The organism is Vibrio sp. J2-4 (assembly GCF_021728155.1).
Taxonomy (GTDB): Bacteria; Pseudomonadota; Gammaproteobacteria; order Enterobacterales; family Vibrionaceae; genus Vibrio; species Vibrio diabolicus.
Genome location: NZ_JAKKCN010000005.1, coordinates 367,135 through 380,091 on the forward strand (window position 1 = coordinate 367,135; position 12,957 = coordinate 380,091).

The window sequence follows — 12,957 nt, forward strand, 5'->3', positions numbered from 1 at the left end:
TAGTTTAATATTCTAATCATTTCATATCAAGCAACAATATCTTTGAACTTGATCAACATTTACTAACCAATAACACCTCACAAACTTCTGATATTTCTTACATTGTAGTAAAGATTTTTGGGGTCATAAGAAAATTGATGATTATTTTGAACTTTTTTTCGTAAAGTTTATTTTACATTGTGCGCGGTGGTTAACAGATGGTTTTTATTTGCATTTATTTGCAAAAACTGATTGCAAGTCTACGCCTAAGCCGATAAGTTACTTAAACGCTAGACAGAAAATGACCAGAGCCCTTGATGCTGCTCGCTTTGTGAACAATGTTGCAATGAGTTCAGTTGGCAAAAAATTGGGTCGGAAATAAAAACCAGGAAGTAGAAGTAATGTTTCAAACTGATGATGTAAGAATAAATAGAGTAAAAGAGTTATTGCCACCTGTAGCAGTATTAGAGAAGTTCCCAGCGACTGAAACCGCTTCTTCGACCACTTTTGATTGCCGTAATGCCATTCACAATATTCTTGAAGGAAAAGATGACCGATTGCTTGTAATTGTTGGCCCGTGTTCCATTCACGATCCTGCTGCTGCGGTTGAATATGGTAAAAAGCTAAAAGTATTACGTGATGAACTTGGTGAACAACTAGAAGTTGTGATGCGAGTTTATTTTGAGAAACCGCGTACAACGGTAGGATGGAAAGGTCTGATCAACGACCCTTACCTAAATGATACCTACAAGCTGAATGATGGTCTGCGTATTGGACGTAAGCTTCTTCTTGATCTTACCGATATGGGCTTGCCGACCGCGAGTGAGTTCTTAGATATGATCACGCCCCAGTACGTGGCGGATCTGATCAGTTGGGGGGCTATCGGTGCTCGTACGACAGAATCTCAGGTTCACCGTGAGCTTGCTTCTGGCCTTTCTTGCCCTGTTGGGTTTAAAAATGGTACAGACGGGAACATTAAAATCGCGAGCGACGCGATTCGTTCTGCAAGTGCTTCTCACCACTTCCTATCAGTAACAAAATACGGTCATTCTGCGATCGTAGAAACCGCTGGCAATCCTGATTGCCATATCATTCTCCGTGGTGGTAAAGAGCCAAACTACAGTGCAGCGCATGTTGCTCAAATTAAAGATGAGTTAGATGGCGCTGGGCTACCGAAAAAAGTGATGATTGATTTTAGCCACGCTAACAGCTCGAAGCAGTTCAAACGTCAAATGTTGGTGTCTGATGACGTATCAGAGCAAATAGCTGGTGGCGAAGAAGCAATTTTTGGTGTGATGATTGAGTCTCATTTAGTTGAAGGTCGCCAAGACTTAGTGGATGGCAAAGCGGCCACTTATGGTCAGTCGATTACCGATGCATGTATCGGTTGGGAAGATACGGAAACCGTACTTCGTCAGCTTTCTGATGCAGTAAAAGCGCGCCGTAACAAATAAGCTCAACAGAAAGAACTTTTTTAAAGAGCCAGAGGCATTGTGTCTCTGGCTCTTTTTATTGAGAATTACTCGCATCTCTTTCTATTGTTTCTGCTTTCCTATATGTTATCTGTATGCGCTGTAACCAAAAGGAATTTGGAATTGAATCGTAATGTATGGCTATTATCCCTTTGCCAAGCCCTATTAATGACAGGGAATATTTTACTCATATCTGTTATTGCCCTTATTGGCAAAACACTTGCGCCGTCATCAAGTTTTATTACGTTGCCCGTTGCGCTGCAATTTTTAGGACTGATGGCTGCGACGATCCCAGCATCACTAATTATGGGCAAGTTGGGACGTCGACTTGGGTTTAGTCTCGGTAATGTTATTGGCATTTTGGGTGCCAGCCTAGCGACGTATGCGTTAAGTCAACAGAACTTCTATCTGTTCTGTGTTTCTACCTTTTTGCTTGGTGTTGGTATTGGCTTCGGAACGCTATACAGATTTGCTGCTATTGAAGTGTGTGAAGAGTCGGCAAGACACAGGGCGATTTCGATATCTATGGCGGGAGGGGTACTAGCGGCGATACTTGGCCCTAATTTGGCGGTGTATTCACAGCAATGGTCAGATGATGGTTTGTACATTAGTGCTTTTGCCGTGCTTATTGGACTTTATATAACTGCGTTGATCGTGCTGCAAACGATTCGTTTTCCACCAGCACACACGCAAGTTCTACATACTAAAGCGGATAAAGTGGGGCACATTATCCGTCGACCTAATTTCATGCTAGCGGTTATCGCCGCAATGGTTGCGTATGCGGTAATGAACATTTTAATGACAGCAACGCCTCTGGCGATGATTGGTTGTGGCTTTGATTTTGACAAAGCGGCAGGAGTGATCGAATGGCATGTGCTGGGCATGTTTGCACCGGCGTTTGTCACGGGACGCTTGATAGAGCGGTTTGGCGCGAAGAATATGATTTTAGCCGGTGGATTTCTATTTGTTGCTTGCATCGGAATTAACATACATGGAGTGTCCATTTGGCACTTTAGTCTTGCTTTAGTTCTGTTAGGCGTTGGTTGGAACTTTATGTTTATCGCGGCAACTGGGTTATTTAGTCAAAGCTATGAAGCGAAAAACAGGAGCAAGGCTCAAGCATTTAATGAATTCTTCGTGTTCAGTTGTGTCACTATCACTGCATTACTATCTGGCTGGCTTGAATCCACCGTAGGTTGGCAAAACCTTAATTTGTACGTTCTTCCTTTTGTGTTGCTCGTCATCGTGATGTTTGCTTTGAAAACGAACAAAGAAACGGAATCCCAAACGGCTTGATTAGATCTTCTATACATGGCCCGGCATAACGTGTCGGGTTTTGTTTATTAGCTCAACTCCACAACTTCTTCTTTATATTTTTATTGATAATGTGAATTCCCACACTAAAAATGTCGATTTGATAAGACTTTTTATCTAACTTTTTGTAATAAAAATAAAAATACTGTATATATCTTGCCGAAAATCAATAAAAACTACAGAAGTTTCGTCTATGTCAGCCAATATTTCTCATAAAGCTCAAGAAACTCTCGTGAGGGAGTCTGAGGAACTCGTCTCAACAACGAACCTACAAGGTGTTATTACGTATTGTAACGAAGCCTTTTGCCGTGTTGCTGAGTACACTCACGAAGAACTCGTCGGTCAGAATCATAATATCGTTCGCCACAATGACATGCCTAAAGCCGCTTTCGGCGATATGTGGGCACGTCTTAAGCAAGGCAAAGCCTGGCGCGGCATGGTTAAGAATGCCACTAAGTCGGGCGGTTACTATTGGGTTGATGCCTATGTCACCCCTATTTATGAAAATAACCACGTTGTTGGTTATCAATCTGTGCGCGTGAAGCCAAAGCGAGAGTGGGTTGATATAGCCACGAAAGCCTACAAGAGTATGCGCGCCGCCGAGAAATCAGGACGTACTTGGTCGTTGAAAATCAATGAAACCATTCGCTATGCGATTCTACTGGGTGCATTAACTGCACCTGCCGCAGCGTACGCACTATCTGTTGAAGGTCCGCTTGCTTGGCTTGCAAGTGCATTACCAGCGAGCGTCTTAGCGTTATTGTTCCGCCAAGAGTTGATTGATACGCCTCAACAGCTCAAAAAGCTGCAAAAGCAGTATGACAGCGTGAGCCGTTTGATCTATTCAGGCAATAGCGCATTTTCGATTGCCGATTTCCATATCAAAATGCTGTCCGCAAGAATTCGAACCGTGTTGGGAAGAATGACTGACTCCGCACTGCCGTTGCAGCATTGTGCTGAAGAATTGAGCCAAACCACAGCAGAAGTTTCGGCTGCATTAAATCAGCAAAACACCGATATTCATCGCGTACGTGATGCGACTCAAGAGGTGGAGTCTTCGGCGAATTCAGTCTCTTCTAGCACCAATGATGCCCATATGCTAATTGATGACACCTTGAAGTCATGCTTGATGGCCAAAGAGACGATCGATCAAACGCATACCAACCTAGCGCAATTGAGTCTTCAAGCTGAAAAAGCAACGGAAACGACGTATCAACTGAGTGATCAGGCACAGAAAGTGAATCATTTGATGGTTGAAATCGGTGGTATTGCAGAGCAGACCAACTTGCTGGCGCTGAATGCGGCGATCGAAGCCGCTAGGGCAGGTGAGCAAGGTCGTGGTTTTGCTGTTGTTGCTGATGAAGTTCGCGCACTGTCTGGACGTACGTCGAATGCGACGGAGCAAATTCAAGCGTCTATCTCTGCTATGCTTTCGACGATAGAAGGTTGGCAGAAAGATATTTTGGCAAACAAAGAGCAAACCGATGCCTGTTCTCAAGTTGCTGAGCAAAGCGCGCTGCGTTTGTCTGAAGTTGAACAGATGATGCAAAGCATGAGTGGCTTGATGGTTGATGTGGCAGAAGCGGCGAACAACCAGTTAAAGCTATCTAGCGATGTAAACCAGCACATTCATTCTATTGCGTCGACCGCAGAGCAAAACTTAGCAGCTACGCATTCTGTTGAGCAAAACAGCCGTCAGTTGAAAGAGCAAGTACAAGATTTCTATCAGCTCGCGCTTCGATTTGAAGACAAATAGCCGTAACGAAAGTCGTTATGTTCACTTTCTGGCTGTGTTTATACAAATAGGGGCCAGATAAAAGAAAGCCCCGCCATTGCTGGCGGGGCTTTTCAGTTTTCACATTCGCAATAGAGAAAACTGATTATCTTTTTACTGCAATTACGCTAGTAGTTCTTTTGCTGTATTTACTACGTTTTCAGTAGTGAAACCGAACATTTTGAACAGTTCACCAGCAGGTGCAGATTCACCGAATGAAGTCATACCGATGATGCGACCGTCGAAGCCTACGTACTTGTACCAGAAGTCAGCAATACCTGCTTCGATAGCGATACGAGCTGTTACGTCTGATGGTAGAACTGCTTCACGGTAAGCAGCGTCTTGCTTGTCAAATGCATCTGTTGATGGCATTGAAACAACGCGTACTTTCTTACCTTCAGCAGTTAGCTGTGCTGCTGCTTCTACTGCTAGTTCAACTTCAGAACCTGTTGCGATAAGGATTAGCTCTGGCTTGCCTTCGCAATCTTTCAGGATGTAACCACCTTTCGCGATGTCCGCAACTTGCTCAGCATCACGCTCTTGTTGCGCTAGGTTTTGACGAGAGAAGATAAGCGCAGTTGGTGCATCTTTACGTTCAATCGCTAGTTTCCAAGCCACTGCTGATTCAACTTGGTCACATGGACGCCATGTGCTCATGTTTGGCGTTAGACGTAGCGATGCCATTTGCTCAACCGGTTGGTGAGTTGGGCCATCTTCGCCAAGACCGATAGAATCGTGCGTGTATACTTGGATGTTCTGAATCTTCATCAGAGCCGCCATACGCATAGCGTTACGAGCGTACTCCATGAACATTAGGAATGTCGCGCCGTAAGGAACGAAACCACCGTGTAGCGCAATACCGTTCATGATCGCCGTCATACCGAATTCACGTACACCGTAGTGGATGTAGTTACCAGAGAAGTCACTTGCTTCTAGAGACTTAGAACCAGACCACATGGTTAGGTTAGAAGGCGCTAGGTCAGCAGAGCCGCCCATGAACTCAGGTAGTAGAGCACCAAATGCCTCTAGAGCGTTTTGAGATGCTTTACGTGACGCAATGTTTGCTGGGTTTGCTTGAAGATCAGCAATGATTTGGCTTGCTTTCTCTTCCCATTGTGCAGGAAGCTCACCGTTTACGCGGCGTTTAAATTCAGCTGCCAGCTCAGGGTACGCTGCTTCATAAGCTGCAAATTTCTCGTTCCACGCTGCTTCCTTAGCTGCGCCTGTTTCTTTCGCTGACCATTCTGCGTAGACTTCTTGCGGAATTTCAAAAGGACCGTGCTCCCAACCTAGTTCTTTGCGCGTTGCTGCGATTTCTTCTGCACCTAGTGGTGCACCGTGACAATCGTGTGAACCAGACTTGTTTGGTGAACCAAAACCGATGATTGTCTTAGTACAGATAAGTGTAGGGCGAGGATCCGCTTTCGCCGCTTCGATTGCTGCGTTGATCGCTTCAGAATCGTGACCGTCTACTGCTGGGATTACGTGCCAGCCGTAAGCTTCAAAACGCTTAGGCGTGTCGTCAGAGAACCAACCTTCAACGTGACCATCGATTGAGATGCCGTTGTCATCCCAGAATGCGATCAGTTTGCCTAGACCTAGTGTACCAGCTAGAGAACATGCCTCGTGCGAGATACCTTCCATTAGACAGCCGTCGCCCATGAACACGTAAGTGAAGTGGTCAACGATGTCGTGGCCTTCTTTGTTGAACTGTGCTGCTAGCGCTTTCTCAGCTAGAGCCATACCAACCGCATTAGTGATGCCTTGACCTAGAGGACCCGTTGTGGTCTCGATACCAGGCGCGTAGCCGTACTCTGGGTGACCTGGAGTCTTAGAGTGAAGCTGACGGAAGTTTTTCAGATCATCGATAGATAGCTCGTAACCGCTCAAGTGCAGTAGAGAGTAAATTAGCATTGAGCCGTGACCGTTAGACAGTACGAAACGGTCGCGGTCTGCCCACTCAGGGTTTGATGGGTTGTGGTTTAGGTGAGAACGCCAAAGAACTTCAGCGATATCAGCCATGCCCATAGGTGCACCTGGGTGACCAGAGTTAGCTTGTTGAACACCATCCATGCTTAGCGCACGGATTGCATTTGCTAGATATTTACGATCCATAGTGATTACTTCTCGATAAGGGTTTAAATAGAGGGAACTCGTCGAAACAAGTTCAAATAGAAAATCTTGAATAAGCGCTGATGGTAAAAGCGAGTAGACGGGCTACTCGCTTTTGGTAAGCAATTAAAGCTTAGCTTCGATCATCGCTTCTAGTTTACCTTGGTCAACGGCGAAGTTGCGGATGCCTTCAGCCAGTTTCTCAACCGCCATTGGGTCTTGGTTGTGTTCCCATAGGAACTCAGAATGAGTCATTGGTGCAGGACGCTCAGCTGCGCCTTTAGAATCAACTAGTTTCTCAACCACTTCACCTTCTGCAGCTTCTAATTCTGCAAGTAGAGCAGGAGCGATAGTTAGACGGTCACAGCCAGCTAGTTCTAGGATCTCACCGATGTTACGGAAGCTTGCGCCCATTACGACAGTTTTGTAGCCGTACTCTTTGTAGTAGTTGTAGATCTTAGTTACAGACAGTACGCCTGGATCTTCTGAAGCTTCGAAGTCACGGCCTTCTTTCGCTTTGTACCAGTCCATAATACGGCCAACGAATGGAGAGATTAGGAATACGCCAGCTTCTGCACAAGCACGCGCTTGAGCGAACGAGAATAGAAGCGTTAGGTTACAGTTGATGCCTTCTTTTTCTAGGATCTCAGCTGCGCGAATGCCTTCCCAAGTTGAAGCCAGTTTGATAAGGATACGGTCGTTAGTGATGCCAGCATCGTTGTACATTTTCACTAGTTGACGAGCTTTCGCTACGCTGCCTTCCATATCGTAAGATAGACGAGCGTCTACTTCTGTAGAGATACGACCTGGGATAGTTTTTAGGATTTCTTTACCGATGTTTACTGCAAGCATGTCACAAGTGTCTTGAACTTGTTGAGCTTTGTCGTTGCTCTGTGCTTTAGCGTATTCGATTGAAGCATCGATTAGAGGTGCGTACTCTGCGATTTGAGCGGCTTTAAGGATAAGAGAAGGGTTAGTTGTTGCGTCTTCTGGCTGATACTTTTTAATTGCATCAATTTCGCCAGTGTCTGCTACTACAGTCGTTAGTTTACGAAGTTGCTCTAACTTGTTGCTCATAATCGATCATCCTATTTAAATGGGCTTAAGCGTGATTTTTGTTATCACAGCTTGTGCATTTGCAAGCGAGTTAGCTAACCGTCTCATCGCATTTAATGAGACATCTGCTCAGCCAACTACGGAAAATTTCGTTACCGAACAAATGCTATGAACATTTGATCGATAGCTGAGTAAATGATGTATCCATATTTATCCTATCTATGCTGAAAGTCAATCGCTGAAATGGACTTATAGTGAACTTCATCAACGTTTTTTTACTGTGTGTTTAGTGGTTAACCCAAATAAACGTTTGCCTTTATTGTTCAAAGCTTGAGCGTTGTCCCAGAGGGTAAAAAATTGTAGTGAGAAAATGTTATTGCGATGAGCAAATGTAGCGTTTAAATTGATAAAGAACATATGCTAAGTCAATGAGCATATGTTCACTTATTGCATACAATATCGATCCTCTTAAAGGGCGAGAGAAACCATGAGCAGTTCTAATCAAGATATTTCCATTGAAAACACGGATTTGTTGACAGAGATTTCCGTCGCGTATTATCAAGACGGTGCGACTCAGGAAGAGATATCGAGAAAATTTGCCATATCACGCGCAAAGGTCGGGCGAATGCTCAAGCAGGCGCGTGATGAAGGCATTGTTGAAATTACCGTTAAATATCATCCGGTGTTCAGCGCCAAGATCGAACAACGTTTGATCGAGCGATTCGGCGTTAAGCGTGCGCTTGTCGCTCTTGATCAGCCAAATGAAGAGGCACAGCGACTACAGGTGTCGGGATTGGTGTCCAATTATCTCACCAGCACGCTTAAAAACGGCATGGTGGTGACCGTTGGACAAGGGCGTAACGTATCTTCTGTCGCTCACCATATTGGTGTTATTACGCCGCGTGACTGTAAATTTGTATGTGGTATCGGCGGTATTCACCCACGTGGTGGTATGTATAACGCCGATCACATTTGTCGTCAGTTAGCGAAAAAGTACGGTGGAACGTCCGAAACTCTCTATGCGCCTGCTTACGCAGAAAATAGAGAACAGAAGTTGGCTTTCATGCAAAATGCAACCGTGAAACAAACACTCGATTTGGCACGTAAAGCTGATGTCGCTTTGGTCGGTATTGGTGACATGAGCGAAAACAGCTACATGGTGGACTTAGGTTGGTTTACGCCTGATGAAGTGGTTCAGTCGAGACTTCAACAAGGCGTGGTCGGGGACTTTGCAGGTTATGATTTCTTTGATATTCACGGTAATGTTGCCAACACCGTAATGAGTGACCGAGTGATTGGCCTTGGTATTGAAGAGTTTCGCCCAATATCGGAAGTCATCGCGATTGCAGCGGAGAACAGCAAGCCGCTCGCCTTACTTGGAGCATTAAGAACCGGAGCGATAGACGTGATCGCCACGAGCGTCAGCAACGCATTAACGGTGCTCAACTTAGATGAGCAAATGCACGGCAACGCGGCATCTGAGAGTTAGCACAAATAATATGCAACTTATGTAATCAGGCTGCGAGGAGTTATAAATGACTCGCAGCCTGATTTCGTTTTCAAGTTAAAAATATTCTCTAGGAGTAGCTTTAAATTTGTACATCTACTCTGGAGAACATAATGAAAAAGACACTTCTTGCTGCACTGATTATGGGGCTAACTGGTGCGGCGCACGCCGAGCAAAAAGTCGTAGCAGGTTACTTTGCGGATTGGCAGTACGCTAATGCAGAAAGCCCATACACGGTGAAAGATATTCCCGCCGATAAACTGACGCACGTGATTTACGCGTTTCTTAGTATGTGCGGCCCTCATACCGGTGCTTCTGAAACGGTACAAAAACTGGTTGCCGAACAATGTGAAGGAAAAGATCCGTATACGGCGATCATTGTCGATACAGAAGCAGCATTAGAAAAGGACTTTGGCGATGTCTCCGTTAACGTGCCATACAAAGGCCACTTCGCTCAACTTGCTGAAATGAAGAAACAACATCCTGATCTTAAAATTCTCCCTTCTTTTGGTGGTTGGACAATGTCCGAACCGTTCCATGCTATGGCGAAAAGCAAACAAGCGATGGATCAATTCTCAAAAACTGCCGTTAAGTTGATTGCTCAATATGATTTCTTTGATGGTATTGATCTGGATTGGGAATACCCAGGTGGTGGCGGTTTAACAACGTCGCCTTGGAACCCTGACACCAAGCTTTCTGATGAACAAAAAGCATCTGAGCGTGAGGCCTTTACCTATTTGGTAAAAACCATGCGTGCAGAGTTAGATGAACTCACAAATCAAACCAAACGTGAATACGAGCTCTCTACAGCGGTAGGCGTTGGTCCAAAAGCAGCAGGTATCGATTGGAAAGCCGCGGAGCCGTACCTAACTAACATGTTTGCAATGACGTATGACTTCCTTGGTGGTTGGGGGCAGCAAACCGGGCATACTACCAACTTGCATGCGACTGAGCGAAGCTGGTGGGGCATGGGCGCAGACGTGTTCATCAACCAGATGATTGAGCTCGGTATTCCAAGTGAGAAACTGGTGATTGGCGCTGCGTTTTACGGGCGTGGCTGGCAAGGCACCAAAGACTTCTCGGGTGGCTTACCAACGCAAGATCTTGTATCCGAGCAAGGAGCGCAGTTTGGTACGGGTGAGAACGGCTATTTCATGTTTTGGGATTTGGTGAAGAACTATGGAGCGGAGCAGGGCTACGAGTACAAGTATGATGAGCAATCTCAAGCGCCTTACTTGTGGCATCCTGTAAAGAAAGTCTTTATCTCTTACGAAGATCAACGCTCGATCAAAGCCAAAGCAAATTGGGCTAAACAGGCGAACTTAGGCGGTATTTTTACTTGGGAATTGTCAGGCGATCCGAAAGGCGAGTTGGTGGAGGTGATGTACCAAGAAATGAATAAATAAAACCTTCTAAGCAAAGCGATCGTAATTATTCAACTACGGTTTCTTTGCTTTGGTTCTGCTTCGTAAAAGCGATCAAGTCTTCAAGCGATAAAGGTTTAGAGTAGAAGTAGCCCTGAATCAAATCACAACCGCAAGCTTTTAACTCATTCAGTTGTTGCAGCGTTTCTACTCCTTCAGCCAGTACTTTCATTTCAAAGTTTTTGCCGATAGAAATGATATTCTTAACCATATTCAGTGCTTTTTTGTCATGCTCAATGTGATCGACAAAGCTCTTGTCAATCTTCACCTCATCAATAGGTAGCGTACGCAACATGCTTAATGAAGAGTAGCCAGTCCCGAAATCATCGAGCGAGATTTTAAAGCCAAGAGCATGCAAGCGCTCGCAAATTGGTGCGAACTTTTCAAGATCTTCAATAAACAGGTTTTCGGTGATCTCTAGGGTAATCTTTGAACATTCGATGCCGCGTTTCTCAATAGCATTCATAAGATTAGTAATGAATTTGGCGTGGACAAACTGTTTGACCGAGATGTTAATAGACATCTGGATAGATGTATCAATATTACCAGTCAGTTTAGCCATATCTGTCAGGCTATTTTCAATGATTTGTTCACCAATACGAACCATCAACCCAGTGCTTTCTGCGACGGGAATAAATTCACTTGGTGGGACTAAGCCGAGCTCATCATCACTCCAACGAATAAGCGCTTCGACACCATAAATATCGCCTTCTAGGTTTAACTGAGGTTGATAAACCATATGAAGCGCTTGCTTATCTATCGCGAGCCTCAAGCGTTGCTCAATTTTCATTTTACGCAGGTGTGTAGCTTGCATCTGCTGATTGAACAGGCTGTATACGTTGCGTTGTTTTTTCGCTTGATACATCGCAATATCGGCTGAAAGGAGCAGTTCATCTAATGTTTCACCATGGTGTGGATAGCAGGCAATACCAATACTGCAACTGAGCAGGAACTGACTGTCATTGACTTCGTAGGGTTCTGATAGTGCCTTTATTAAGTCGCTCGCTAGTCTTTTAACGCTTACTTCATCAATTCGATTCGTTAGAAAAATAAACTCGTCACTGGCTTCACGGATGATTAATCGGCCATCGCTAACAAAGGTGTTTAAGCGGATAGATATTTGTTTTAGAACTTCGTCGCCAAAGTCATGACCATGTGTGTCGTTGACTGATTTGAAATTATCAATATCGATAAACATCAAAGAAAAAGGATTCCCTTTCCCAGAAAGCCAGTGTCGAATGTTTGCGCGTAGGTACTCTCGGTTTGGCAGTCCGGTAAGATGATCGTGGTTCGCTTGATAGAGCAAACGCAGTTTTGTTTTATGTTCATTATTCGCAATGGAGCGAAATAAAGCGTAAAAAGCACCTTGGACGATAAGAAAAACAATCGAGTACAGTGCAAACTGTTCGTAAAATCCGCGCTTAATAAAATTCAAATCTGTCGAGGAAGAGGCCCAAAGATGATAATCAGGAAGGTATCTCAATGTGATTAACTCACTCAGGCGAGAATTGTCGACAACAATATTGAGCGCTCGTGTGAGCTCTTTTAGTTGCGCCATATCCCAGCCTGAATCTTTTGTGATTTGAGCCATAACGGCTTTTATATCTAAATCATTGGCAGGTTTTAGGTAATCTTCTAGGGTTGTGTCTTCTGACGAGCTAAAAGTAAGGTAGCCATCACTGCGGATCAATGTGACCCGATTGTGCTCATTAGCATGAATGTCGTTACGAAAAACCGAAGATGAATTCATATTAAAGCCAGCTGTCATCACTGCTTGTACAACACCATCTTTATTTGGAATTGCTTTTCGGATCGGAATCACAAGTGAATCTTGAGCTGGCATAAAATACGTTCGACCTATAATCATTCGGTCGGAGTTGAGCGCTGCCAAAAAGGTATCACGAGTCAGTGGATCTTGTTTTAGATTATGCAGCTTTGCCAAGATCAAATTGGAGCTTACGGCGATGTAGTCTCCATCGGGGTTAGTTAGGCCGAACCCAATAATCGCCGGATGGATACTGAGTAGTTTGTCCAGCATCGGGCGAGTTTGAACTGCTGCTGTACGAGTAAAGTCATTTCTCTCGACCAACTGATGACCAATGACTTCAAGTAACGATTCTTGTCCTTTCAGAAGTGATTCGACAGAAGAGGCAAACAGCTCCAATTGTAGGAGCTGCTTATCTTTGTACTTATTCAGGGTTGACTCATAATGGTAGCGGCCAAACAACACGAACAGCACGGCGCTTATCGTAAGTAGCGCCATGTATAGTGTCCAAATGTTCTTCTTTAACCTGACCATGCCGCTTCGATAGCTCCTAG

General features: G+C 44.7%; 8 protein-coding genes. 5 read left to right on the forward strand and 3 right to left on the reverse strand.

What is annotated here, in order from left to right:
• The first annotated feature begins 380 nt into the window (after positions 1-380).
• The 3 genes from aroG to L3V32_RS19000 all read left to right on the forward strand — a co-directional run bounded on the left by aroG (position 381) and on the right by L3V32_RS19000 (position 4,521).
• Positions 381-1,433 carry a 3-deoxy-7-phosphoheptulonate synthase AroG gene (aroG, locus tag L3V32_RS18990; protein WP_005396134.1) on the forward strand — a complete coding sequence of 351 codons (1,053 nt, stop codon included), beginning with the start codon at positions 381-383 and terminating at the stop codon, positions 1,431-1,433.
• A gap of 141 nt (positions 1,434-1,574) precedes the next feature.
• Positions 1,575-2,747 carry an MFS transporter gene (locus L3V32_RS18995; protein WP_193621661.1) on the forward strand — a complete coding sequence of 391 codons (1,173 nt, stop codon included), beginning with the start codon at positions 1,575-1,577 and terminating at the stop codon, positions 2,745-2,747.
• A gap of 211 nt (positions 2,748-2,958) precedes the next feature.
• A complete protein-coding gene (locus tag L3V32_RS19000; protein WP_237284914.1) occupies positions 2,959-4,521 on the forward strand; it encodes a PAS domain-containing methyl-accepting chemotaxis protein in 1,563 nt (520 codons plus the stop codon).
• Positions 4,522-4,662: 141 nt separating this feature from the next.
• Here L3V32_RS19000 and tkt read toward each other — a convergent pair whose 3' ends face one another.
• Positions 4,663-6,654, reverse strand: a complete 1,992-nt coding sequence (gene tkt / locus L3V32_RS19005; RefSeq protein ID WP_047008133.1) for a transketolase — start codon at positions 6,652-6,654, stop codon at positions 4,663-4,665.
• 123 nt (positions 6,655-6,777) lie between these two features.
• The gene (tal, locus tag L3V32_RS19010) at positions 6,778-7,728 is read right to left on the reverse strand and encodes a transaldolase (RefSeq protein WP_005396118.1); all 951 of its coding nucleotides are present in this window, start codon (positions 7,726-7,728) and stop codon (positions 6,778-6,780) included.
• Between the two features lie 466 nt (positions 7,729-8,194).
• On the opposite strand from tal, the gene L3V32_RS19015 reads away from it, so the two are divergent.
• Complete coding sequence (locus tag L3V32_RS19015) at positions 8,195-9,196, forward strand: sugar-binding transcriptional regulator (RefSeq protein WP_005396112.1); 1,002 nt, start codon at positions 8,195-8,197, stop codon at positions 9,194-9,196.
• A 131-nt stretch (positions 9,197-9,327) separates the two neighbouring features.
• The gene (locus L3V32_RS19020) at positions 9,328-10,620 is read left to right on the forward strand and encodes a glycoside hydrolase family 18 protein (protein WP_237284915.1); all 1,293 of its coding nucleotides are present in this window, start codon (positions 9,328-9,330) and stop codon (positions 10,618-10,620) included.
• A gap of 25 nt (positions 10,621-10,645) precedes the next feature.
• Here L3V32_RS19020 and L3V32_RS19025 read toward each other — a convergent pair whose 3' ends face one another.
• Positions 10,646-12,937, reverse strand: a complete 2,292-nt coding sequence (locus L3V32_RS19025; RefSeq protein WP_074190496.1) for an EAL domain-containing protein — start codon at positions 12,935-12,937, stop codon at positions 10,646-10,648.
• Positions 12,938-12,957: the final 20 nt, after the last annotated feature.

What these genes read in the sequence shown, in the direction of transcription:
- L3V32_RS19015 (WP_005396112.1), top strand. Translation starts at nt 8,195, where the DNA reads ATGAGCAGTTCTAATCAAGATATTTCCATTGAAAACACGGATTTGTTG.
- tal (WP_005396118.1), bottom strand. Translation starts at nt 7,728, where the DNA reads ATGAGCAACAAGTTAGAGCAACTTCGTAAACTAACGACTGTAGTAGCA.
- L3V32_RS19020 (WP_237284915.1), top strand. Translation starts at nt 9,328, where the DNA reads ATGAAAAAGACACTTCTTGCTGCACTGATTATGGGGCTAACTGGTGCG.
- aroG (WP_005396134.1), top strand. Translation starts at nt 381, where the DNA reads ATGTTTCAAACTGATGATGTAAGAATAAATAGAGTAAAAGAGTTATTG.
- L3V32_RS19025 (WP_074190496.1), bottom strand. Translation starts at nt 12,937, where the DNA reads ATGGTCAGGTTAAAGAAGAACATTTGGACACTATACATGGCGCTACTT.
- tkt (WP_047008133.1), bottom strand. Translation starts at nt 6,654, where the DNA reads ATGGATCGTAAATATCTAGCAAATGCAATCCGTGCGCTAAGCATGGAT.
- L3V32_RS19000 (WP_237284914.1), top strand. Translation starts at nt 2,959, where the DNA reads ATGTCAGCCAATATTTCTCATAAAGCTCAAGAAACTCTCGTGAGGGAG.